The organism is Oscillibacter ruminantium GH1, from assembly GCF_000307265.1.
GTDB classification, from domain to species: Bacteria; Bacillota; Clostridia; order Oscillospirales; family Oscillospiraceae; genus Oscillibacter; species Oscillibacter ruminantium.
This window is the reverse complement of the sequence record NZ_DF158899.1, coordinates 108,046-130,836: the sequence shown is the minus strand read 5'-3', so window position 1 is coordinate 130,836 and position 22,791 is coordinate 108,046. Positions and strand designations below refer to the sequence as shown.

28 protein-coding genes and 1 tRNA gene are annotated in these 22,791 nt (G+C 53.6%); 17 read left to right on the top strand and 12 right to left on the bottom strand.

Annotation, left to right across the window (positions count from 1 at the left end):
- The first annotated feature begins 137 nt into the window (after positions 1-137).
- Both ON16_RS10865 and ON16_RS10860 read left to right on the top strand, forming a co-directional pair.
- The gene (locus tag ON16_RS10865; protein WP_040662300.1) at positions 138-569 is read left to right on the top strand and encodes an Lrp/AsnC family transcriptional regulator; all 432 of its coding nucleotides are present in this window, start codon (positions 138-140) and stop codon (positions 567-569) included.
- 125 nt (positions 570-694) lie between these two features.
- On the top strand, positions 695-1,063 hold the full coding sequence (locus ON16_RS10860; protein ID WP_040662296.1) for a metal-dependent transcriptional regulator: 369 nt from the start codon (positions 695-697) through the stop codon (positions 1,061-1,063).
- A gap of 179 nt (positions 1,064-1,242) precedes the next feature.
- On the opposite strand, the gene ON16_RS10855 is transcribed toward ON16_RS10860, so the two are convergent.
- Positions 1,243-2,157, bottom strand: coding sequence for a DMT family transporter (locus ON16_RS10855; RefSeq protein ID WP_040662293.1), 915 nt, complete (start codon positions 2,155-2,157; stop codon positions 1,243-1,245).
- 171 nt (positions 2,158-2,328) lie between these two features.
- Positions 2,329-2,478 (bottom strand): hypothetical protein, encoded by a 150-nt coding sequence (locus tag ON16_RS15795; RefSeq protein WP_158441617.1) that lies wholly within the window; start codon positions 2,476-2,478, stop codon positions 2,329-2,331.
- A gap of 306 nt (positions 2,479-2,784) precedes the next feature.
- Between ON16_RS15795 and infC the strand changes: the two genes are divergently transcribed.
- Genes infC through rplT form a run of 3 tightly spaced genes read left to right on the top strand, consistent with a single transcriptional unit; the run spans position 2,785 to position 3,979 of the window.
- Complete coding sequence (gene infC, locus ON16_RS10850; protein ID WP_081579668.1) at positions 2,785-3,357, top strand: translation initiation factor IF-3; 573 nt, start codon at positions 2,785-2,787, stop codon at positions 3,355-3,357.
- Positions 3,358-3,392: 35 nt separating this feature from the next.
- Positions 3,393-3,590: a 50S ribosomal protein L35 gene (gene rpmI, locus ON16_RS10845; protein WP_014117495.1), complete on the top strand. Its 198-nt coding sequence runs from the start codon at positions 3,393-3,395 to the stop codon at positions 3,588-3,590.
- A 35-nt stretch (positions 3,591-3,625) separates the two neighbouring features.
- Positions 3,626-3,979, top strand: coding sequence for a 50S ribosomal protein L20 (rplT, locus tag ON16_RS10840; protein WP_040662286.1), 354 nt, complete (start codon positions 3,626-3,628; stop codon positions 3,977-3,979).
- Positions 3,980-4,190: 211 nt separating this feature from the next.
- Here rplT and trmB read toward each other — a convergent pair whose 3' ends face one another.
- The gene (trmB, locus tag ON16_RS10835) at positions 4,191-4,880 is read right to left on the bottom strand and encodes a tRNA (guanosine(46)-N7)-methyltransferase TrmB (protein WP_243441819.1); all 690 of its coding nucleotides are present in this window, start codon (positions 4,878-4,880) and stop codon (positions 4,191-4,193) included.
- Between the two features lie 320 nt (positions 4,881-5,200).
- On the opposite strand from trmB, the gene ON16_RS10830 reads away from it, so the two are divergent.
- The 5 genes from ON16_RS10830 to acrA are packed head-to-tail and all read left to right on the top strand — an operon-like array spanning position 5,201 to position 10,012.
- The gene (locus ON16_RS10830) at positions 5,201-5,977 is read left to right on the top strand and encodes an enoyl-CoA hydratase-related protein (protein WP_040662281.1); all 777 of its coding nucleotides are present in this window, start codon (positions 5,201-5,203) and stop codon (positions 5,975-5,977) included.
- 59 nt (positions 5,978-6,036) lie between these two features.
- Entirely contained in the window at positions 6,037-6,873 is an 837-nt protein-coding gene (locus ON16_RS10825; protein ID WP_040662278.1) for a 3-hydroxyacyl-CoA dehydrogenase family protein, read from the top strand.
- A gap of 23 nt (positions 6,874-6,896) precedes the next feature.
- Positions 6,897-8,039: an acyl-CoA dehydrogenase gene (locus ON16_RS10820; RefSeq protein WP_040662275.1), complete on the top strand. Its 1,143-nt coding sequence runs from the start codon at positions 6,897-6,899 to the stop codon at positions 8,037-8,039.
- A gap of 18 nt (positions 8,040-8,057) precedes the next feature.
- Entirely contained in the window at positions 8,058-8,861 is an 804-nt protein-coding gene (acrB, locus tag ON16_RS10815; RefSeq protein WP_040662272.1) for an acryloyl-CoA reductase electron transfer subunit gamma, read from the top strand.
- Positions 8,862-8,878: 17 nt separating this feature from the next.
- Positions 8,879-10,012, top strand: a complete 1,134-nt coding sequence (gene acrA / locus ON16_RS10810) for an acryloyl-CoA reductase electron transfer subunit beta (protein ID WP_040662270.1) — start codon at positions 8,879-8,881, stop codon at positions 10,010-10,012.
- Between the two features lie 230 nt (positions 10,013-10,242).
- On the opposite strand, the gene ON16_RS10805 is transcribed toward acrA, so the two are convergent.
- Positions 10,243-11,127 carry a DNA/RNA non-specific endonuclease gene (locus ON16_RS10805; RefSeq protein ID WP_040662267.1) on the bottom strand — a complete coding sequence of 295 codons (885 nt, stop codon included), beginning with the start codon at positions 11,125-11,127 and terminating at the stop codon, positions 10,243-10,245.
- A gap of 259 nt (positions 11,128-11,386) precedes the next feature.
- Here ON16_RS10805 and ON16_RS10800 point away from each other — a divergent pair, with 259 nt between their 5' ends.
- Both ON16_RS10800 and ON16_RS10795 read left to right on the top strand, forming a co-directional pair.
- Entirely contained in the window at positions 11,387-11,821 is a 435-nt protein-coding gene (locus tag ON16_RS10800) for a hypothetical protein (protein WP_040662264.1), read from the top strand.
- Between the two features lie 643 nt (positions 11,822-12,464).
- Positions 12,465-13,682: an LL-diaminopimelate aminotransferase gene (locus ON16_RS10795; RefSeq protein WP_040662261.1), complete on the top strand. Its 1,218-nt coding sequence runs from the start codon at positions 12,465-12,467 to the stop codon at positions 13,680-13,682.
- Here the strand turns inward: ON16_RS10795 and ON16_RS10790 are convergent.
- From ON16_RS10790 to ON16_RS10775, 4 genes are read right to left on the bottom strand one after another with little or no spacing between them, the layout of a single operon-like run.
- Positions 13,666-14,382: an AAA-type ATPase lid domain-containing protein gene (locus ON16_RS10790; RefSeq protein ID WP_040662258.1), complete on the bottom strand. Its 717-nt coding sequence runs from the start codon at positions 14,380-14,382 to the stop codon at positions 13,666-13,668. The genes ON16_RS10795 and ON16_RS10790 overlap by 17 nt on opposite strands.
- Positions 14,330-14,632 (bottom strand): sigma 54-interacting transcriptional regulator, encoded by a 303-nt coding sequence (locus tag ON16_RS10785; protein ID WP_040662255.1) that lies wholly within the window; start codon positions 14,630-14,632, stop codon positions 14,330-14,332. Before ON16_RS10785 ends, ON16_RS10790 begins: the two co-directional genes overlap by 53 nt.
- Before the next feature lie 35 nt (positions 14,633-14,667).
- Positions 14,668-14,865, bottom strand: coding sequence for a PAS domain-containing protein (locus ON16_RS10780; protein ID WP_040662252.1), 198 nt, complete (start codon positions 14,863-14,865; stop codon positions 14,668-14,670).
- Between the two features lie 7 nt (positions 14,866-14,872).
- Positions 14,873-15,355: a pyridoxal-phosphate dependent enzyme gene (locus ON16_RS10775; protein WP_051131695.1), complete on the bottom strand. Its 483-nt coding sequence runs from the start codon at positions 15,353-15,355 to the stop codon at positions 14,873-14,875.
- A 737-nt stretch (positions 15,356-16,092) separates the two neighbouring features.
- On the opposite strand from ON16_RS10775, the gene ON16_RS10770 reads away from it, so the two are divergent.
- The 5 genes from ON16_RS10770 to ON16_RS10750 all read left to right on the top strand — a co-directional run bounded on the left by ON16_RS10770 (position 16,093) and on the right by ON16_RS10750 (position 19,382).
- Complete coding sequence (locus ON16_RS10770; RefSeq protein ID WP_243441818.1) at positions 16,093-16,644, top strand: nucleoside recognition domain-containing protein; 552 nt, start codon at positions 16,093-16,095, stop codon at positions 16,642-16,644.
- An 87-nt stretch (positions 16,645-16,731) separates the two neighbouring features.
- Positions 16,732-17,259, top strand: a complete 528-nt coding sequence (locus ON16_RS10765; RefSeq protein WP_040662247.1) for a spore maturation protein — start codon at positions 16,732-16,734, stop codon at positions 17,257-17,259.
- Between the two features lie 42 nt (positions 17,260-17,301).
- On the top strand, positions 17,302-18,222 hold the full coding sequence (locus ON16_RS10760; RefSeq protein ID WP_040662244.1) for a S66 peptidase family protein: 921 nt from the start codon (positions 17,302-17,304) through the stop codon (positions 18,220-18,222).
- A 67-nt stretch (positions 18,223-18,289) separates the two neighbouring features.
- Positions 18,290-18,715 carry a hypothetical protein gene (locus ON16_RS10755; protein WP_040662241.1) on the top strand — a complete coding sequence of 142 codons (426 nt, stop codon included), beginning with the start codon at positions 18,290-18,292 and terminating at the stop codon, positions 18,713-18,715.
- 46 nt (positions 18,716-18,761) lie between these two features.
- Positions 18,762-19,382 (top strand): hypothetical protein, encoded by a 621-nt coding sequence (locus tag ON16_RS10750; protein WP_040662239.1) that lies wholly within the window; start codon positions 18,762-18,764, stop codon positions 19,380-19,382.
- Positions 19,383-19,683: 301 nt separating this feature from the next.
- Here ON16_RS10750 and ON16_RS10745 read toward each other — a convergent pair.
- From ON16_RS10745 to rimI, 4 genes are all read right to left on the bottom strand, one after another.
- Positions 19,684-19,759 (bottom strand) — tRNA-Thr (locus ON16_RS10745).
- A gap of 907 nt (positions 19,760-20,666) precedes the next feature.
- Positions 20,667-21,674: a tRNA (adenosine(37)-N6)-threonylcarbamoyltransferase complex transferase subunit TsaD gene (tsaD, locus tag ON16_RS10740; RefSeq protein ID WP_040662236.1), complete on the bottom strand. Its 1,008-nt coding sequence runs from the start codon at positions 21,672-21,674 to the stop codon at positions 20,667-20,669.
- 24 nt (positions 21,675-21,698) lie between these two features.
- The gene (locus ON16_RS15065; RefSeq protein ID WP_051131693.1) at positions 21,699-22,292 is read right to left on the bottom strand and encodes a GNAT family N-acetyltransferase; all 594 of its coding nucleotides are present in this window, start codon (positions 22,290-22,292) and stop codon (positions 21,699-21,701) included.
- Positions 22,246-22,749 (bottom strand): ribosomal protein S18-alanine N-acetyltransferase, encoded by a 504-nt coding sequence (gene rimI / locus ON16_RS10730; RefSeq protein ID WP_040662233.1) that lies wholly within the window; start codon positions 22,747-22,749, stop codon positions 22,246-22,248. The genes ON16_RS15065 and rimI overlap by 47 nt, the downstream gene beginning before the upstream one ends.
- Positions 22,750-22,791: the final 42 nt, after the last annotated feature.

Below are 22,791 nucleotides of genomic sequence, written 5' to 3'. Positions count from 1 at the left end.
TCCATCAAAGCAACCGGACCTGCGATTTTAATGAAAAGGAAAGCGCATGAGGCACTTTTTGCTTTTGAAAAGAAGTTACAACCATATTTTTACCTGTTTTTATAAAGAGAACCATAGGAAAATAAAGGAGCGTTTTCATGGATGAAGTGGACCACGGGATATTGCAGTGCCTTCAAAAAGATGGCAGAATGTCTTTGAAAAAGATTGCCGAAAAAGTGGCTCTTACGCCTCCGGCTGTTGCGGAACGCATCCGCAAGCTGGAGCGCGGGGGCGTTATCACCGGATATACCGCCGTTGTTAACACCCGCAAGATGGAGGAAAATGTCCGGGCTATCATCAACGTCACTCTCCCGCCGGAGCGGCAGGATGCGTTTGTGGCGTGTGTGCGGGAACTGGAGGGGGTACAGTGGATGCACCATGTCACCGGCGCATTTTCCATGAGCATCTTCGCCTCCTTCCGAAATACCGATGAGCTGGAGCAAATGGTGAAGACGCTTCAAAGGTTTGGCAGGACGCAGACGCTGATCGTGATGTCCACACCCATTCCCAATGCGCTGGGGGCGATGTGAGCGGGGGCTGCCAAAACTTCGGGGGTACAGACTTGCAAATTTTTCTATTTGTGTTAACATAGATACATTCGACTGTCGGCGATGCGAGAGTGCCGCCGCAAAACTGCCAGCGAGGAGGCGGGACTATGGTGATTCATGAGTCGGCAGAGGACTACTTGGAATCAATTTTGATCTTGCGGGAGCGGCTGGGTTCCGTGCGTTCCATTGACATTGTGAATGAGTTGGGCTACTCCAAGCCCAGCGTCAGCATCGCCATGAAGAAGCTGCGGGAAAATGGATACATTACCATGGCGCCGGACGGGCTGATCTCACTGAATGACAGCGGGATGGAGATTGCGACCCGAATCTATCGTCGCCACAAGACGCTTACAAAGCTGTTTACGATTCTGGGCGTCTCGGAGGAGATCGCCGCAGAGGATGCCTGCAAGGTTGAGCATGATTTGAATGACGAAACCTTTGCCCGTATTTCGGAATTTGTGGAGAAAAATGCGTAAATTTCAAACGAGGTCTGTCTGCGGCACTTCCTTATAACATAGGATATGCGGATCGGCGGCCTTGTGCGGAGTCTGCCGCCCATCGGCAGACATCTATTCGCTTGAAAAAACTCCCCCATGGTTCAGCAGGCTGTTGCCCTGCTGAACCATGGGGGAGTTTGCTTTTAAGGGGCCGGAGATCAGGTTTCCTCTGAAAGTTCCGCCTTCGGCGCACCGTCATCAATCTTTCGCCGCTGAGCCAGAACTACCCCGGCGGTGATGAGGCCCGCGCCGAGAATCGCGGCTGCGGAAATCGGCTCTTTCAGCGTAAAATGAGCCGCCACGATGGTGACAAAGGGAATCAGGTAAATGCAGTTGTTGGTGGGAACCACGCCCAGCAGTGTGAATGCCTTTGCCCACAGCACGTAACACAAAGCGCTGCCGATCAGACCCAAGAACAGCAGGTCGAACGCCAACAGGGGGGAGGACAGCGGCGAGAGGGTAAACGCTCCGCCGGGAATAGACATGGGAATGGCGGTAATCATGCCCCAGAGCATGGTTCGCCGGGTGACAAGGATTGGGTCCAGATCTGCCGCTGTCCGGCGCAGCAAAACGGAGTATACGGCCCAGCAGCAAGCCGCCAGCAGCGCCAACAGGTCTCCCATCGGGCTGAGGTGAAGGACAAACGCGCCGTTGCATACCACAAGCACCACTCCGGCGAATGCCACAAGAAAACCGAATAGGGTATTTCTGTGAAACTTTTCATCAATCATAAAATGAGCCAAAATTGCCGTGAAAATCGGGGCGGCAGAGACAATGATGCTGACGTTCGCAGCGGTGGTGTAAAGCAGAGCGGTATTTTCCGTCAGAAAATACAGGGAACAGCCCGACACGCCCAGCACGAGAAAACGCAGCTCCGTTTTCCAAGGGAGCTTCAGCGGGCGGGGGCGGATGATCCACAGCGCGAGGTAGGCCAGAACAAACCGCATCAGCATAATGCGGGCGGGGGTATAAACTGCCAGCAGCTGTTTGCTGGCAACAAATGTAGTTCCCCATACCACCACGGTGAACAGGGCAAAAAAGTATCCGAGGGAGGTCTGCTTTGTTGCGTTCATTTGGAATTCCTCCTGCGCGTGGCGCACACAATATGAAAGCAACGATAACACGTTCTATGCAAAATCGCAAGAGACGATCTGCCGCCTTCGCCGATTTTTATTGCGAATCGCGCGGCATAAAACGCGCAGACCGCCGAAAGCAAATCTTGCTCCCGACGGTCTGCGAACAACTCAGCGCTGGGTCTGCTTGCGGTTCTCCTGCTGGGTCTGCTTGCGGTTCTCCTGCTGGTTCTGCTGATTCTGCTGATTCTGGCGCTGATTCTGCTCCTGCTGGCTCTGCTGGCGATTCTCGCGCTGATTGTTCTCACGGTTCTGGGCCATGGTAACACCTCCCTTCGACTCACTGAGTACGGAAGATAGTTTGCCGCAGGAACCGAATTTTATACAAAAGGGTGGGAAAGAAATGCGTATTAAAAATTTCTTAGGTAAAAAGAAAATAACGGTTGACAAATACGGGCGGGACTGATAAACTAATTGAGCAAAACAAAGAGAGCTGAATGCATCTGCTCCACCTCCCGCCGTTTGGTAAAGAGGTCAACATCGTACTCAAGCCGTCTCTGGCGGTTTGTTGGCAGGCGTCGTCCCGGAACTTTCGGAATGAGACGCTCTGTCTGGGGAGTGATGCGGATGCCGATTTGGCACCCGCTTTTTTTGCGAATTTTGAATGGAGGTGCTTGGACTATTAGCAGTGTAGAGCATGAACTGAACGAGGCGATCCGGGACCGGGAGATCCGTTTAATCGGAGCCGACGGCGAGCAGCTGGGCATCATGGCTTCCGCCGACGCGCAGAAGATCGCCGACGAGCAGGGCCTGGACCTGGTGAAGATCTCACCGCAGGCAAAGCCGCCTGTGTGCAAGCTGATGAACTACGGAAAGTTCCGGTTTGAACAGAGCAAGCGGGAAAAGGAAGCCCGGAAGAATCAGCATGTGGTGGAGATCAAGGAGATTCGTATGTCTCCCGGAATCGACATTGGGGATTTCAACACCAAGCTGAAAAATGCCCAGAAGTTCATTGCCGAAGGCAATCGCGTCAAGGTTTCCGTCCGTTTCCGCGGGCGCGAGATGGCCCATACCGACATTGGCCGGGCTTTGCTGACGCGGTTTGCTGAGCAGTGCGCCGAGACCGCCGCATTGGATAAGACCGCCAAGCTGGAGGGCAGGATGATGTCCATCTTCATCTCTCCCAAGACTGGTAAATAACAGGTTTTTCAAACACACGGAAGGAGATTTCTATTATGCCGAAGCTGAAGACTCACAGCGGTGCCAAGAAGAGATTCAATCTGAGCAAGAGCGGGAAAGTCAAGCGCGCCCGCGCCTTCAAGAGCCACATCCTGACCAAGAAGGACACCAAGCGTACACGCCGCCTCCGCACCGGTACCTATGCGGATAAGACCAATGTGGACGCGATCCGCAAGATGATCCCCTACAAATAAGATACTGAACGGTTTAGAATAGGAGGCATTTCGATATGGCAAGAGTTAAAGGCGCGTTGATGACGCGCAAGAGAAGAAATAAGGTCATGAAGCTGGCGAAGGGCTATTGGGGCGACAAGTCCAAGCACTTCCGGATTGCAAATGAAGCGGTCATGAAGTCCCTGAGCTATGCTTACACCGGCCGTCGTCTGAAGAAGCGCGATTTCCGTCAGCTGTGGATCACCCGTATTTCCGCGGCCTGCAAGCTGAACGGCATGAACTATTCCACGTTTATGCATGGTCTGAAGACCGCCGGCGTGACCATCAACCGCAAGATGCTGGCTGAGATGGCCGTCAACGACGCCGCTGCTTTCACCCAGCTGACCGAGCTGGCGAAGAAGGCCGCGTAAGCGAAGCCCACAGTTTACGATTAAAAAAGGAGCTGCTGAAAGCAGCTCCTTTTTTTGTGTTCTCAGAGCAGAACCCTCTCGAAAAGATGGCCTGCCGGGGGAAGAAAAGCCCAAAGGTACGGCCCACGGAGTGAGAAAAACTTCAAAAAGACGCGCGTCGGAGCGAAGAAACGCCGAAAAACGGCGCGCGCCCCGGCGCGCGGTTTCTGCGTTATGTGGGGGATTCCGTTTCGTCCTCGGCCGATGCTTCCGGTTTTTCCGGCTCTGTCCAGTCGACCATCGTTGCAACCAGACGGTTAATGGGTGTGCCCAATTCATGGAACTTTGCCTCATAGTCGGTCATGACGCCGGCGGGGCCGTGTTCGTGGAGATTCCGGGTCACTTCAGACAGCGTGAAACCAAACTGGGGGATCTCCTCCACAGAAAACTCAAACAGGGGAGCGTTGTCCGTTTTAAAATGAATCTGTCCATCGGACTTCAGAACCTTGCGGTACAGCTTCAAGAAATTTCCGTGAGTCAGGCGGCGCTTGGCGTGGCGCTTCGTAGGCCACGGATCACAGAAGTTAATGTAGATGCGGTCCACCTCTCCGGTCTGAAAAAAGGAGGGCAGCTGATCGGCGTTGGCATCCACAAAAAAGACGTTGGAAAGCCCCTCTGAGGCGCACCGTTCCATGGCCACCACCATGGCGTCCGGCACCATCTCCACCGCGATGAACAGCACATCCGGCTCCAGCTTGGCGGTTTCCACCGTGAATCGGCCCTTGCCGCAGCCCAACTCCACCCGCAGCTCCCGAGCGTTGGGCTTCAGCGTCCGCCACTGGCCGGGCAGGGAATAGGGATCGGACACCAGCAGCGCGGCGCACCGCTCCATCCGTGGGACCAGATTTTTTTTCTTTCTCATTCGCATAACGGACACATCCTCCTATTGTAAAAGCAAATTATTATAGCATAGTTTTTCTTGTTTGTAAATGTACAGGGAACGAGAAAAAATCCGGCTGGAAAGGAACCTTTCTACCAATATCCGTTAATAGATTCACACAATCGCATAAATTTACGCAACGAATTTGTGCGAAGTGTAAAAAAGGAAGATTTGTCGGATTTCTTCTACGATTGCACTTGATAATTGGAGCGGGAGAAACTATAATAAACATTGTGAGGATTTTAGCAAAGTCCGTTTTTCCAGATGGCAGATGCCTTTGATAAGGTTAAAAGGAGGAAGACATGGCGTTTGTAGAATTGGAGCACAAGGGTGATATCGCGGTCCTGACTGTGAACCGCCCCGAGGCGCTGAACGCGCTGAACGACGAGGTCATTTCCCAGTTGGACAAGGTGCTGGATTCCATTGATCCCGCCTCTGTTCGGTGCCTGATCGTCACCGGCGCGGGACAAAAGGCCTTTGTGGCCGGAGCGGATATCGCGCAGATGAGCGGCCTGACCAAGGCGGAGGGCGAGGCTTTTGGCAAGCACGGAAACGACGTGTTCCGCAAGCTGGAGACGCTGAGCGTTCCCACCATTGCGGCGGTGAACGGCTTCGCTCTGGGCGGCGGCTGCGAGCTGGCGATGAGTTGCGACATTCGCCTGTGTGCCGAAACGGCAGTCTTTGGACAGCCGGAGGTTGGCCTTGGCATTACCCCGGGCTTTGGCGGAACACAGCGCATGGCCCGCCTGATTGGGCCGGGTAAGGCGAAGGAACTGATCTACACCGCCCGCAATATGAAGGCTCCCGAGGCTTTGAGTGTTGGGCTGGTTCAGGCCGTGTATCCGGTTGAAGAGTTGATGGCGGAGGCAGAGAAAATGGCTTCCCGCATTGCCGGAAACGCTCCGATTGCTGTCCGCGCCTGCAAAAAGGCGATCAACGACGGGCTGCAGGTCGATATGGATCAGGCTGTGGTGGTGGAAGAGAAGCTGTTTGGCTCCTGCTTCGAGACTACGGACCAGAAGAACGCCATGTCTGCTTTTGTTGAAAAGCGGAAACACGATCCGTTTGTAAATTGCTGATCAATCAGCATTTATGAAATAAATCCCACGGAATTATTATAATAAATAGGAGGATCAGTATGAAAGTTGCAGTTTTTGGCGCCGGTACCATGGGCAGCGGCATTGCTCAGGTTTTTGCGGCCAAGGGCCACACCGCTCTGATGTATGCAAGTTCCGTCGCTTCCGCGCAGAAGCACAAGGATAAGCTGGCTGCGTCCCTGCAGAAGCGCGTCGAGAAGGGCAAGATGACCCAGGAGGCGAAAGACGCCCTGATGGCCAACGTGCTGGTGGAAGAGAAGTCTGCCGCAGCGGACGCCGATCTCATCATCGAGTGCGTCAAGGAAGAGATGGCTACCAAGAAGGAACTGCTCAATGAGCTGGACGCCATGTGCAAGGAGAGCACCATCTTCGCTTCCAATACATCTTCTCTTTCCATTACTGAGATGGGCCATGGCCTGAAGCACCCCGTCATCGGTATGCACTTCTTCAATCCCGTTCCCAGCATGAAGCTGGTGGAGATCATCCGGGGCGCCAACACCACTCAGGAGACTTTCGATTTTGTCTACAATCTGTCCAAGGAAATCGGCAAGGATCCCATCGAGGTTGCCGAGGCTCCCGGCTTTGTGGTAAATAAGGTTCTCATCCCCATGATCAACGAGGCCATCGGCCTTGTGGAGACCGGTGTCGCTTCTGTCGAGGATATTGACAAGGCGATGATGCTGGGCGCGAATCATCCCATGGGCCCTCTGGCTCTGGGCGATTTCATCGGCCTGGACGTGTGCCTGGCGATCATGGAAACTCTGTACAACGAGACTGGCGACGGCAAGTATCGTCCCGCGCTGCTTTTGCGCAAGATGGTCCGTGGTGGTCTGTTGGGTAAGAAGACCGGTAAGGGCTTCTACGATTATTCCAAGTAAATTCAATAGAAGGAGTAAAAGGTATGGATTTTCATCTGTCAAACGAGCAGTTGATGCTCCGTAAGATGTACCGCGAGTTCGCCGAGAACGAAGTGAAGCCTCTGGCCGAGGAAATCGATGAGGAAGAGCGCTTCCCCATGGAGACCGTCGAAAAGATGGCCAAGCTGGGCATGATGGGTATTTACTTCCCCAAGGAGTACGGCGGCGCAGGCGGCGACGTTCTCGCTTATGCTATGTGCGTGGAGGAGCTGGCCAAGGTCTGCGGCACCACTGCTGTTATCGTTTCCGCTCACACCTCTTTGTGCTGCGCCCCCATTTTTGAGCACGGCACCGAGGAGCAGAAAATGAAGTATCTGCCCGATCTGTGCTCCGGTAAGAAGATCGGCGCATTCGGTCTGACCGAGCCCGGCGCCGGTACCGACGCTTCGGGCCAGCAGACCACTGCCGTTCTGGAGGGCGACCACTATGTCCTCAACGGCTCCAAGTGCTTCATCACCAACGGCAACGTGGCCGACACCTTCGTGGTGTTTGCCATGACCGATAAGAAGGCCGGCAACCACGGCATTTCCGCCTTCATTGTGGAGAGAGACTTCCCCGGCTTTACGCAGGGCAAGCACGAGAAGAAGATGGGCATTCGCGGCAGCTCTACCTGCGACCTGATCTTCGAGGACTGCATTGTTCCCAAGGAGAACCTGCTGGGCAAAGAGGGCAAGGGCTTCAAGATCGCCATGCAGACTCTGGACGGCGGCCGTATCGGCATCGCTTCTCAGGCTCTGGGTCTGGGCGAGGGCGCCATTGACGAGGCTATTAAGTATACCAAGGAGCGCGTTCAGTTCGGCAAGCGTCTGAGCCAGTTCCAGAACACCCAGTTCCAGCTGGCCGATATGCACTGCCGTATGCAGGCCGCCCAGTATCTGGTGTATGCCGCCGCCTGCAAGAAGCAGCTCCATGAGGATTACTCCATGGACGCCGCCATGGCCAAGCTGTTTGCTGCCGAGGCCGCTTCCGATGTGACCCGCCGCGCCGTGCAGCTGTTCGGTGGTTACGGCTACACCCGTGAGTATCCCGTGGAGCGCATGATGCGCGACGCGAAGATCACCGAGATCTACGAGGGTACTTCCGAGGTCCAGCGGATGGTCATTTCCAGCCATCTGGGCGTGAAATAAGATAGGAGGTAGAGAGTAATGAAAATCATTGTCAGTGTAAAGCAGGTTCCCGATACCTCCGGTAAGGTGGCTGTGAATCCCGATGGTACGCTGGACCGCGCGTCCATGCAGGCCATCATCAACCCCGACGACCTGAACGCCGTTGAGGCTGCTCTGAAGCTGAAGGACGAGACTGGCTGCAAGGTCATCGTCGTCACCATGGGTCCTCCTCCCGCGGCTGGAATGCTGCGTGAGTTGATGGCTCGCGGCGCGGACGAGGGCATTCTGGTTTCTGCTCGTGAGTTCGGCGGCAGCGATACTTATGCAACTTCTCAGATTCTGGCCGCTGCGATCAGCCGCATCGGCGTGGAGAAGGACGACATCGTCATGTGCGGCCGTCAGGCCATCGATGGCGATACCGCTCAGGTTGGCCCTCAGATTGCAGAAAAGCTGCATCTGCCTCAGGTGACTTATGCCGCCGAGATCCAGAAGACCGGCGACACCATCACTGTCAAGCGCATGCTGGAAGACGGCTACATGACCATCAAGGTCAAGACCCCCTGCCTGCTGACCTGCATCAAGGAGCTGAACGCTCCCCGGTACATGAGCGTGGGCGGTATTTTCGAAGCATACAGCAAGCCGCTGCAGACCTTCGATTATGAGACGCTGAAGGACGATGCCCTGATCGATCCCACTACCATCGGCCTGAAGGGTTCTCCCACCAACATTCTCACCTCCTTCACTCCTCCTCAGAAGGGCGCTGGCCTGATGCTGAACGAGGGTGATGACAAGGCGAACTGCGAGAAGCTGGCGGGCATTCTGGCCAAGAAGCATATCATCTGAGAAAGGGGTAATTGAACATGTCTTTTAACAACACGGATATCGCTGCTTTCAAGGATGTATGGGTGTTCTGCGAGCAGCGTCAGGGCAAACTGATGCCTACCGATTTCGAGCTGATTTCCGAAGGCCGCAAGCTGGCTGACGAGCTGGGCGTGGACCTGTGCGGTCTGCTGCTGGGCGAGAACGTTGAGGGCCTTGCCAAAGAGCTGGGCGGCTATGGCGCGGACAAGATCTATGTCTGCGATCACCCGCTGCTGAAGAACTATACCACCGACGGTTACACCGCCGCCATCTGCCAGGTGATCGAGGAGCTGAAGCCCGAGGTCATGCTGTTCGGCGCCAGCAACATCGGCCGCGATCTGGGCCCCCGCTGCGCAGCCCGTCTGCACACCGGCCTGTGCGCCGACTGCACGCACTTGGATGTGGATATGCCCATCTACAAGGACTTCCTGCGTGAGGCGTCCACCCTTGCTCCTGAGAAGATTGACGGGATGAACTCCGCTATGGTTCTGGGCGAGAAGCACGACGTGTCCCGCGACCTGAAGATGACCCGTCCCGCTTTCGGCGGCCATCTGATGGCTTCCATCATCTGCCCCCGTTTCCGTCCCGCCATGGCGACGGTTCGTCCCGGCGTGATGAAGAAGAATGTCTTCGATCAGGCCAAGGCTGACGCCTGCCAGATCGTGAAGCCCGCTTTCACCCTGACCGAGGATGATATCCAGACCGAAGTGGTCGAGATCGTCAAGGCAGCGAAGAAGCTGGTCGATCTGATTGGCGCTGACTTCATCGTTTCTGTTGGCCGCGGCATCAGCAAGGATGTCGAGGGCGGCATTAAGCTGGCGGAAGAGTTGGCTGCTGAGCTCGGCGGCGTTGTGGGCGGCTCTCGTGCCACCATCGACTCCGGCTGGCTGTCTGCCGACCATCAGGTTGGCCAGACCGGCAAGACCGTTCATCCCAAGGTGTACGTTGCTCTGGGCATTTCCGGCGCTATCCAGCACAAGGCTGGTATGCAGGATTCTGAGTGCATCATCGCGGTGAACAAGAACGACACCGCTCCCATCTTTGAGATTGCCGATTACGGCATCTGCGGCGATCTGTTCAAGGTTACTCCGCTGCTGACCGAAGCAGTTCGCGCTGCCAAGGCCGCGAAGTAAGGAATCTATCTGTAAAAGCCCCGCCATCCCATCGGATGGCGGGGCTTTTTTAGAGAATGCATACTCATTTCTGATGAAACCATTGGATTCTCGTCGGCTTTTTTTGTGCGAAGCATGGTTGTCGTCCTTGCCGGGCGGCAGCCCGACTTTGTCCTTCGCTTCACTTCATAAAAAACACTCGCGGATGGATGCAGCGTTTCTATCAGAACTCAGCATGAGATGGCCATTTATCACGGTTTGCACTGGCCACATGGGGTATACCCCTCAGAAATCAGTGTTTCCCGGCTGCCGGTGTATTCCTGCCGATTCACTTCGCTCATAGATGCCGCGCCGGAGCAGTCCGGGCGGTGGAATTTCATGGACTTCGTGTTGAGGATGTAGTCTTCCCCTGCGGAAGGTTCCGAAGAACTATTGCTGACGCTGTCTGTCGGCTCCTCATCAGCCAGCCAGCTTTCACCGTTTGCATAGTCGATGGCGACGCCGGGCTGCGCATTGTAGACGTAGACATTGAAGCATACGCCTTCGCCTTCGTCCTCCACGGACTTGGCCTCCATTTGAACGGCGTCCGCCACGAGGTTGGTGCCCTCAAAAATAGGGGTGACCCGGTAGAGAACGTGGTTCCCCGTCTCCTGCACATAGTCTGCCACTTCGTTTTCAAAGGGCAGCATCCCAACGACGTTCATGTACCGGGTTCCGGTGATGAGATTTTCCTCGTTGGCATTTTCGGCGGTGAGTTGATAGCCGATCAGGTGGCAGCGGTTGTAAAGGTATTTGCCGTCCACACAGTCGTATTTCACGGTGTGCCAGCCGGAAGGCTTGATCTGCCCGATCTCGCCCCGTTCCTCCGTGGGCATTGTGTCCAGCCCAACGTTGGCATAAGCCGCGCCGCAGCGGCCCAACAGGTCCAGCGGACTATACGATTCAAAGGAATCTGTGGTGAAGTCCTCCTCGGGAAAATTCGGCTGATTTTCGTTTAGAATCACATAGGGTTCGTCGGAGAAATCCGGAACGTCCGCCAAAGAGAAGGAGGGGGATGGCTGAAGTTGTGCGCAGCCGGAAAGGAAGAGACTCAGCGCGAGGAACAGGGGGAGAAAGAATTTTTGCGTGTTTTTCATGGGAGGCTCCTTATACGAATCTTTGATAAGACCGCATGACGGTTTTATCACGCCGCGGAATGCAGACTTCACTGCCGTGAGCGAAACGGCGCTTTGCGCCGCAATCAAAGCGTTATGATTGAGAGCAGGATGATCAGCAAAGAGCAGACGCAAGGAAGATTGTACCACATTTTATCAGTTGGTTCAAATGCAAAACGGCGCATTTCAGAACGATCTGATTGTCAGGTGTGCATGAGAGCTTGAAAGGAGAGATCGTCAAATGACAGAATACTTTGCGGAAATTCGAAAAATTTACGAAGACTATCTGGAAAAAACAGAGCAGCTGGAGCGGAATCGGAAGCTGGGAGAGGGGATTTTCGGTTCGGCAGGCCCGAAGACGGACCCTTGCCACAGCATTTTTGCGGAAACGGTCAAGTTGAAGCTGGATGCGGCGGCGCGGGATGGAATATCATCCGCTCAGACGCGGAAGATTCTGGAATATATGCTAAAAATGCCGACTGCGCAAGAGCAAAATCAGCTGGCATATTGGATGCTGCTGGCGGTTCACGGCGCGGCGGCGAACTTGGCAGGAGGACTGGACGCCGCCGATGCAAAATCGCTTCTGGAGCTGTTTGAGCGGCTGTATCCCAAGCATCAATGGCTGCCGGTTCAAAAGCAGCTGGTAAATGTCTTAAAAGCGCGGCAGAAGGGATAACACGGATTTTTGAAGGATTGAAATTCGGCTGACAAATAGCCGCTGACGTTCCAACCGCAAGGCAAATAAGCGCCGGTTAGAATATGCCGTGTTGGACTTTGACTGGATTATTTCGGATATTTTATGAAAATGGAAAAGGAGGGGTCTGCCGCAAAATGGGCGGCGGACCCCTCCTAACCTATTTCCTAACCGCGTTGCATGACCCGACCGACGAGCGGTTACCTGAACAAAAAGGGTGGTGGAGTTGAGCGGCAAACCGCCTGTTGCGGGGTGTCAGATTGCAGAATGCAGACCGGTATGCTGTAAAAGTTTTTAAGCGAATTGATAATTATACAAAATTCGCGCGGGCCAATTTGAAAAGGAACGTTGCAACAGCACAATTTGTCCATTAATTTCAAAAATTGAGTCCATTGTGTCAGTTGTGAGGGATACTAATAAAATTGTATAATATGAATAAAAAGACGAAAAAACATGAAAAGTTATTAGGTCAACACCGCACAAAGGACGCCTTTGAATCTGCGGAGGGATTTGCCACAGGCTGTGAGGCCTGAGGACTGGATGCAGTGAGAGACATCGGCGGACCACCGTTTTACTGACTGCTGAAAAGTTGGTGCGCGGACACCAGAAGAAAAAGGAGGCCGTTATGGTAAAAGTCAATGAAAACTTTTTGAAGATGCCCGGCAGCTATCTGTTCTCCGATGTGGCAAAGCGGATTGCCGCCTATACCTCCGCTCACCCCGATGCCCGGATCACGAAATTGTCGATTGGGGATGTGACCCGTCCTCTGGTACCGGCAGTTATCAAGGCCATGCACGACGCTGTGGAGGAGATGGGTACCTTTGAAGGCTTCCATGGCTATGGGCCGGAACAGGGCTATCTTTTTCTTCGAGAGGCCATCGCCCAAAACGATTATGCCTCCCGCGGCGTGGCGATCAGCCCCGATGAAATTTTTGTTTCCGACGGTGCAAAAAGCGATTGCGGCAATATCGGCGACATTTTCGGAGTGGACAATACCGTGGCGGTGTGTGACCCGGTGTACCCCGTGTATGCGGATACAAACGCCATGGCCGGTCGGGCAGGCGACTATCTGGAGCAGATGGGTCGTTGGAGCAAGCTGACATATCTGCCCTGTGTTGAAGAAAACGGATTTTCACCTGAGCCTCCCAAGGAAAAGGTGGACATCATTTATCTCTGTTTCCCCAACAACCCCACGGGCGCCGTGGCGACCCGAGAACAGTTGAAGGCATGGGTGGACTATGCCAATGCCAATGGTTCCATCATCCTGTATGATTCCGCTTATGAGGCATTTATTCATGACCCGGAAGTCCCCCATAGTATTTTTGAGATTGAAGGGGCGCTCACCTGTGCCATCGAATTTCGTTCTTTTTCCAAAACAGCCGGTTTTACCGGGAATCGCTGTGCCTATACCGTGATTCCTCTGGAGCTGGAGCGGGGTGGAACAAAACTGAACGGTTTATGGAACCGCCGGCAGTGCACCAAGTTTAACGGCGTTCCCTATGTTATTCAAAGAGGCGCCGCCGCCATTTACACGCCAGAGGGCCATGCACAAGTGATGGAGTCCATTGAATACTATCGGAATAACTCCAAGATCATCCGCGAGAGTCTTGCATCCGCCGGATATCAGTGCTTTGGCGGGAGTAATGCGCCGTATATCTGGCTCAAAGCCCCGGGCGGTATGGGTTCATGGGACTTCTTCAGCCTGCTGCTGGATAAGGCCAATGTGGCGACGACGCCCGGCGTGGGCTTTGGCCCCAGAGGCGAGGGGTTTGTTCGGCTGACCGCCTTCGGGGACGCTGAGGCGACAAAAAACGCAGTGGAACGCATTAAAAAGGTTTTCTAAGTCCACTGGACGTTACGCCTAAAGGCGCTTTTGGGTCGCTGCACCAATGCCTCGCGCCTTGCATTCGATTCATCAAAAACCCGGCTGGCATCGAAATGCCAGCCGGGTTTTCATTCGCTTTTTCTAAAATTTTTCGATACTTTCGCAAACCGGCGGGCGATAGCCGCGTTCCGTCCCGTCCCGTTTCCACCTCTGTGTAGCCGTGGTTTTGCAGCGCTTGCAGTCCATGACGAATTTCATACTCCGTCATGGAGACGCCCCGGACCGCGCAGATATGCTGAACCCCTTTGCGTCCAAGCCCCTTACCCCGCAAGGCTGCTTCACCCAGTGCGAACAAGACGGCTTTTTCGCCGGGGAGAAGGCCCCAGTCAGCAGGACCCGCGGCGGGGATGGTGTGAAACTGCGCAGGCAGATTTTCAAGATCCACCACCGGAAGCTCCATATAGCTGAGGTATTCCACACAATTGCGCAGTTCTCGGATGTTGCCCTTCCAAGGATGACGCCAGATAGCGGCTTGCGCCCGTTCTGTCAGTGTGAAATGAATGCCAAGCAGGCGCTGGAAGTGGTCAATGAGCAGCATCACGTCGCCCCGTCGTTCCTGCAAGGCCGGAATATGAATGGGGATGACGTTGATGCGATAATAGAGGTCACGGCGAAAGCTGCTGTTCCGCCGGGGGGAAGCGTTGTTGATTGCCTGCACAAAGAGTTTTTCCGGTTCCGGACTCTCCATCCAGCAGAATGGAGACGTTGTTTCCGGCCATGGGTTTGGCAATCTCCGTGGCTCTTGGAACGGCGGGCGATTCCCCGATGGTATCCTCAAAGGTATATTTGGCGCGGTGACTCTGCCGAATCATTTGCAGATGGAGCGTATTCTGGCGGTTCTTGCCTTCTTCAAACCGCTGCAACAGCGCGAATGCGCCCAGATACTGGCCGTGGATGCGCAGCTGCATTACAGTTATGCCCGGATTAAGGCTTCGCATACAAATCAGTGTGGGTTTGACGGACTGTTGGCCGTAAGGCGCTTTATCAAAAGGAAGGAAAAAGCCTTCGCCACCGGCCGACCCAGCACTTCCGTGCGGTGAACGGCCAGAAGCTCCCGCGCCACAGCGTTAATCAGACTCACGGAGTCCTTTTCGTCGATGAACACGATGCCCTGATCGAGAGAATTCAGGATAATTTCCATTTTGTTCTCAACGGTCGGATTGTGAGAGGAAATCTGTTGCAGAGAATGGTCCACCGAGCCCAGCGTGGCGGTATGTTTCTGAAACTTGGTGCTTTCTAGAAAGAGGGAATCGTCCAGCTTTAACGCAATTTCGCTGGCGGCAACCCATCATACGATCCAGCAGGAGATTTCCGGACATGTAATCCGGCTTTTTGCCCTTGAGAACCAGAATCGGTTTGAGGCCATAGCGAATGGCGGCTGCGGCGGTCAGCCGCCCGTGATTGGTCTGAACGCCCCCAAAGGTCATCAGGGCCGTATAGCCGTTGTCCAGAGCATACTGCACAATGTAGTCCAATTTCCGGGCCTTATTTCCGCCGAGGGCAATCCCGGTCATGTCGTCGCGCTTGATGTAGAGGCGGCCCCTGCCCAATTCCTTTGTCAGTGCGGGCATCAGTTCCAACGGCGTGTTTACATAGCCCACCATTGCTTTTTTCATTTCTTCAATCTTCATCGCGAAGCACCTTCATCTTGTCAAGTTTTTCGGGAAGGTACACACGATTCATACAAGTCGAGGTCATTATATTAGCGACTGTGGAATCTATTAAAAAGGTGGAACGCCAATTTTTATATAAACAGGCGTTTTCTCCTGATTTTCATCCCGTTTAATCCTAATTTTGTCTGCTTAATTAAAACTTTTCCGGCGCGGCGGCAAAACATCCACGAAACTTAGATTACCGCATGCCTACCTTTGATATGTTTTTAGGCGGCATTTATAAACTTTGCTCAGCTTTTTTTGCAAACTCTCCAAAAAATTGCAGTTTTGGTATTTTGGTACCTGCCTTGTTGTAAAATTTAATGGGACAGCCACGAAACATACAAGTCAATTTGTTACGCAAGCACATTCAATCAGCCGAGCAAGAGGATGATAGGGGAGGAAATCCATGGAGAAATGTGGATCAACTTGAACAAGTGTGCATTGCCCTGCCGCAGCCACCGTTAGCAATTTGGACATCTCCGCAGAATGACCGGGTTTCGTGGCGGCCAAATTGCCGCCGTCTCTGTTTTCCGCGCCGCTGACAGCAGAAACTGCTGAAAGAGCGCCGAAACAGAAGCAACCCGTTAAATAAGGTCCTGCCCTTCTATTTAACGGAAGCCCCAAAACCAAAAGGAAAAGGAATGATATCATGAAAAAAACGACGAGAAGAAAAGATTGGTTTACTCAGTTGGATCTGGGCTGGCCTGATTATTGTGGGAACCATCTATACCGGCTTTACCCGAAGCATCACTGCCGTCTCTCAGGCTGCTCTGGACTTTGCCGGTACTGCCTTTGATATCGCATTCAGCCTGACTGGCGTGATGACGCTTTGGCTGGGCCTGCTGGGGATTGCCGATAAGGCCGGACTTGTCAAGGTGCTGGCGCATTCCCTGCGGGGGGGGGTTATGAAGCGCCTGTTCCCGGATGTACCGGAGGATCATCTCGCTATGGGTTCCATGGTCATGAATATTGCGGCGAACATCCTCGGCCTTGGAAACGCCGCCACGCCGCTGGGCCTGACGGCCATGGCTGAATTGGACACGCTGAACACCAAAAAGGGCGTTGCCACGGACGCCATGGTTATGTTCCTGGCAATCAATACATCTTCGGTAACGCTGATTCCTGCCACCGTGTTGGCCCTGCGTCAGGGCGCCGGTTCCACCAACGTCACGGAAGTTCTCGCCCCCATCGTTTTGGCCACCACGATTTCCACGGTTTTCGCGGTGATCCTGTGCAAGCTGTTCGGAAGACCCAGGCACTATTAACTTGAAAACTACAAGGCGATGCCGGATTCGGACGAAGCTGCGGCGGATAACGCTGCGCCAAATGATGAGGAAGGGGAGTGATTCTGCATGTTTCAAACTGTATTAGGTACGATTTCCGACTACGCCGTTCCGTTTCTTCTGGTTCTCATCCCACTGATGGGCCTGATTCGGAGAATCAACGTTTATGCCGCCTTTGTTGACGGGGCGAAGGAAGGCTTCACCACCGCGGTTCGCATCATTCCGTATCTGGTGGCCATGCTGGTGGCCATTGGTATTTTCCGTGCTTCCGGCGCGATGCAGATTCTCAGCACAATCCTCAGTCCCATCACCGGCCTGATCGGGATGCCCTCTGAAATTCTTCCCATGGGCATCATGCGTTCCTTGTCCGGCGGCGCGGCCTCTGAGCTGATGACAACTTACGGCGCGGATAGCCAAATTGGCCGCATGGCCAGCATCGCCATGGGCTCCACAGAAACAACCATGTATGCGGTGGCGGTGTATTTTGGCGCTGTCAGCATCAAGGAGACGCGCCATACGATTCCTGTTGGTTTGATTGTAGACTTTATCAGCCTAATCGTCGCTGTTTTCATTTGTAACCTTTTCTTTGGCTATTGATTTTACGTATAAACCGGTTGTCCGATGTAGAAAGGAGCAAGTATGATTTTTCCGGAAACTTTCAAAAAAGGAGACACAGTTGCCATCATTGCACCGTCTTCTCCCGTTTCTTCGCAGAGAATCGGATCGTGCATTCGTGCGGTAGAGAACTTGGGCTATCGGGTAAAAATCTATCGGCCGTTGGATGAATGCCTGCAAAACGGCTATTCCGCCGGAACCGGCGAAAAGCGGGCTGACGAGATGATGCGGGCCTTTTCAGACCCGGAGGTAAAGGGGGTGTGGTGTCTGCGGGGCGGCGATTCCAGCACCCGGGTGCTGGATAAACTGGATTTGGACGTAATCCGCCGCAACCCCAAACCATTTATTGGGTACAGCGATATCACAAATTTTCATCTCCTGTTTAATCAACAGTGCCAAATGGTGACGTTTCACGGCCCTATGGTCAGCTCCAACGTGGTGGACGACTATGATGCGTTTACCCGAGCCAGCTTTGAAACCATGCTGAATATGGGAAATGAGACAGCCCTTGCCAATCCCGAAGGCGTGCCGATCAAGGCGCTGGGCAAGGGACGCGCGAAAGCGCCGATTGTGGGCGGAAATCTGACGCTGCTGTGCGCCGCCATCGGTACACCTTATGAACTGGAGGTCAAGGGCAAAATCCTGTTTATGGAGGACGTGGACGAAACGATCTGGCGTTTGGATCGGCTGCTGTATCATCTGAAATATGCGGGCAAGCTGGATGACGCGGCTGGGATTGTTTTCGGCGCTATGAGCAACTGCACCAACGACTATAACCCAGCCTTCCTCTGGGAGGATCTGCTCAAAGACCTCTTTGCCGACTACCATAAGCCTGTGATCTACAATATTATGGCCGGGCACTGCACCCCAACCGCTACTATTCCGCTGGGGGCTACCTGCGTGATCGACGCGGATCACCCCAGCGTATTGTTTCAAAGGCCCTAACTGAAATCGGGACTGCGGCGCAGCCGCAGTCCCGACCCCAGACCAATTTCACGGGAGGGAAACATTCATGCCAGATTACGAAAGTGGGTTCCGTCAGGTGCCCTCCGACCCGTCCATCGGAATATTTGCCGGGGAAAACCTTCCAACTTGTCCTTTTTGTAGGTCAGAAATTCCTGCGTGGACGACCAGAGAAACTTACGGACTGACCACGCGGGTCCTATTTCGATGCGGGCAATGCGCTGCCGTCTTTTCTGTGACTGCGGCGGATATCATGGGCCGATCCGACTCCATCATGAGCGTGGCGGGATTGATTAAGGCACTGCATGGCAAACGACGAAACCACAGTTACTACGCGCGCGTGGAGGTTCCGGGCAACTGCCGGGAGGCTGCTGCGTGTCAGGGCCGGGAATACGCGATGGAGACGCTTTACACACTGCGGGCTTTAAATTTTTCCCTTCCAGAGAATGCGTCCCTGTTCGGTAGAATCAAATAATGCGGGGCATTCCGGCCCGCAGATTGACGATAGGTGGTTACATACGATGAACTATAAAAGACTTCGATTATTTTTCTGGGGGTACTTTCTCATTATTCTGGATTTTACCGTGCGGGGATTTGATATTCTACCGGATGTTTTGGGATACGGCTTGTTACTGGCCGGCTTTTTGTATTTTTCCAAATTGTCTGCGGATTTTAAGCTGGAAATTATCCCCACGACCGTTTCCATTGCGCTGTGCCTGATTGACTTTTATCAGGTGGCTGCCGCCCATGTGAGCGGAATGAATCCCGTCGAGTTTTCACTGTGGTTCTCAGCCGCCTACTCGGCATTCGGTCTGCTGGTAGATCTGGCGATTATTTCTCTGATGTTCCGTGGATTTTACAAGATGGCGGCCGATGTGGGCCATCAGGATTTTGCCACAGATCTCTATCATATGGGGCGGGCCGTCATTTTGCTGCAGTTGGTCATTCTGGTCAATTTTATTGGAATCCTGATCGGCTGGGTGCTGTGCGTCCTGTTTTCCTACATTCTTTCCCTGATTTTCATGCTGATCCTGCTGACATATCTCAACCGTATTGGAAAGCTCCTTCCGCTGATGCATGACCGATTTGAGGAGTCCAAACGTGGACAGGGCAACCGCACGGCCACGCTTGCTGGGCTCTGAGATGCCTGTGCGATTCGGATTTTCCATAAGGACTTCGGAAAAGCGCTGCCCGGCGCCTCCGGGGTACATTGGCACAATCTATAAAGCAAGCGGCTCTTTGGAGGAAACCAGAGGGCCGCTTCCATGTCAGCATTTCATAACCAAAAAGATTGTGCTGCCAGCGTTTTCGGTCCCCTTGCAGGAGCAGAAATCTCATTAAAGGCTAAAACGCGGCAATCCGCAGAATGCAAGAAAAAAGCGCTCGTTGAGTGCAGCTCTATACTAAAAAAGAAAGAAGCCTTGATTCCTCAAGACTTCTTTCTGGAGCTACTGGCCGGACTTGAACCGGCGACCTGCTGATTACGAATCAGCTGCTCTACCAACTGAGCCACAGTAGCATATTTAATTGGCACTCAAATTATGAGCGAGCTGCTTCAGCATTGAGCCACATCGGCGCATTTGATTCGCTTAAGCTGACCAAAACTCCTGCTCCATAAACAGAACTAAAGCAAGACAAGCAGTAGATAAGCAGTGTAACTCAAAACCTTAAATAGGATACCACATTTTTGTCAGAGCGTCAATATAATTCTGCGGAAGAATTTTGCGAAAGATAGACAGTGGGGCACTTGAGTGTATATTGAGGATGAAAGCGAATATTACAAGTGGTATTTTTGCAAGAAATATTGCAGGAAAAAATCAGCGATTTGACCAGAGGCTTTGCGCATCCAAAGCCAAAGCTACATCTTTACTCTGAAACCCCCAAAATCTCTGCTTTGAAATTGTCGGAGAACTAAAAATAAATAACAATAAAAAGGTTGAAACAAAAAAATAAATTTACATAACATATTTTGTAACTTGAGACTACAAAAAGTTATCCACTTTTTCCACAGGGTTTTCAACAGCCTGTAAATCGTTGATAAATAAACAAATTTTAATAAATTGGGTAAAAATGGGTTTCCTTGTATTGAAAAAACTAGGCGACTAAAATTGACAAAATAATTTACATAATATTTTAATTCGGAAAATTTATACGTTCTTTACGAAAAAATCGGAGGATTTTCTTTGAAATTAATAGAAAAAATAAGCCCGATGCAAAAGTGCAAGTTGACTCGCTTTACAAGGCTTGTTCATAAATTCGCAATATTCATTTTTGGAGTGCATGCTGCAAAAAACACCCGAAAAATATCCAGACAGGATTGAGCGGCTGTGGAAGGCCGGGGCTATCGGCTCGACTGGGGGAAGGTTTTGCTCTATAAAAATAGAGGGATCGTTTCTGCTTTGCAGAAACGATCCCTCTGAATCCAGTCAGGCGTCGATATCGCGGGTGGCAAAGGCATTCAACGCCATGTCTGCCGTATGGCCCGCAAGAAACTCGTAATATCCCTGTGCGCCAATCATGGAGCCGTTATCACCGCAAAGGCGCAGCGGCGGCAGGTAGAGCTGGCAGTCCGCCTTTTTGCAGGCTGCCTCCAAATCCGCACGGATGATGGAGTTGGCAGCCACGCCTCCGGCGGCGCACATGGTTTTGTAGCCTGTCTGCGCCAGGGCTTTCATAGCACGGGGAACTAACTCGCCGCTGACGGCGTTGGTAAAGTCCCGCGCCAGCGCCGCCCGATCCAGCGCTTCCCCGGTCTGTTCCGCATGGTGGGAAAGGTTGACCACCGCAGTTTTCAGCCCGGAAAAGCTCATATCCAGTTCTGCGCCGTCCACATGGGCACGGGGGAGTGTGTACACGCCGCCCTGAGATTGCTGGGCCAGCTCGTCCATGGGCTTCCCGCCGGGATAGGGCAGTCCCAAAACGCGGGCGGCTTTGTCGAAGCACTCGCCGGCGGCATCATCCCGGGTGGCGCCCAGAATTTTTAAATCGGTGTAGTCCCGCACGTCCACGATCAGCGTGTTGCCGCCGGAGATGGCCAGCGCCAGAAAGGGCGGCTCCAGCTCTGGGAAGGCCAGATAATTGGCGGCGATGTGGCCCCGGACGTGGTGGACGGGGATCAGCGGCTTGCCCCACGCATAGGCCACGGATTTGGCGAAGCTCAGACCCACCAGCACCGCGCCGATCAGTCCCGGCGCATAGGTGACGGCCACGGCGTCGATATCATCCTTTCCGCAGCCTGCGTCGTTCAGTGCCTGCTCTGTCAACGCTGCGATGACCTCCACATGCTTCCGGGAGGCGATCTCCGGCACCACACCGCCATACAGCGCGTGCATATCTGCCTGAGAGGCGATGGCATCGGACAAAATTTGCCGTCCGTCCTCCACCACGGCTACGGCCGTCTCGTCACAGGAGGATTCAAAAGCAAGAATTTTCATTGCGATCTCTCTTTCCGGGGACCGTTATTGGTCCCAAGGTATCTGCGGCATAGGCTTTGCGCCGGCGGGGCAGGGGATCCGCACATATTTTGCATATTTTTCCTCGCCAAAGGAGCTCTCATAGATGAAACGGTGCTGAAGGGCAAGCTCCGCCTCGTCCACAGGATTGTCGGACCAGTAAAGCGTTTTGTACCGCACGCCGAACGCCTCGGAGTCGTAAGCGGCGATGAGGGTGTTGTTTCGGGTGTAAAATCCAAGACGGCGTTCCGCCATGGCCGGGTCGGGAGAAAACGCCGGGTCTTCCGCCTCCCCGATAATCGTCCAGCCGGCATAGGCTTGCCGCATCAATTGCAAAATTTTCGCGCCGTATCCGCCGCTGCGCCGGGTGGGGGAGACGCATAGATAATCCAGAAGCGCCCAGCCGGGGACACCCAGCCATAAAAAGCACGCACCCATAATCTCTTCGCCGTCCACCAGTACCAGCGGGTCATAACACCCGTCGTTATACATGTCCATCATGGCCCGCAGAGGTTTTAGCTCCGCAGGCGGGAAGGAAGAGCGCAAAAAGGTTTCATAAACTGTTTTCAGTTCCGCTGGGGATGCCGTTCTCAGTTCCATAGTCAAACTCCAATGTCATGATGAGCGCGTCCTCCTTGGGATGCTCATAGTAATTTTTCCGCCGACCGGCGGTGCGAAAGCCATGGTGCCCGTAAAGTACGATGGCCGCTGTGTTGCTGGGGCGGACCTCCAGCGTTAAAAATGCCAGCTTGTTTCCGCGGGCAAAGTCAATGAAGACCTGCAAAAGCTGGGAGGCTACGCCCTTTTGCCGGTCCTCCGGACGAACGGCAATGTTGGCGATATAGCCCTCGTCCAGCACCACCTGCAGTCCTGCGTAACCGATCACGCGGCCGTCTTCATCCAGTGCCGTGAGAAAGGCGGAACAGGCGTTATCCAATTCCTCTGCCAGCATGGCTCGGGACCAAGGCGTGGAGAAGCAAATCTTTTCCAGCGCCGCAATCTCATCCAAATGATCCCCACTTATGGGGACGATGCGTACCTGTTTTCGTTGTTCCATAGGTTTCCTCTTTCCCAAAACTGCCGGGGCAGAATCAATTTC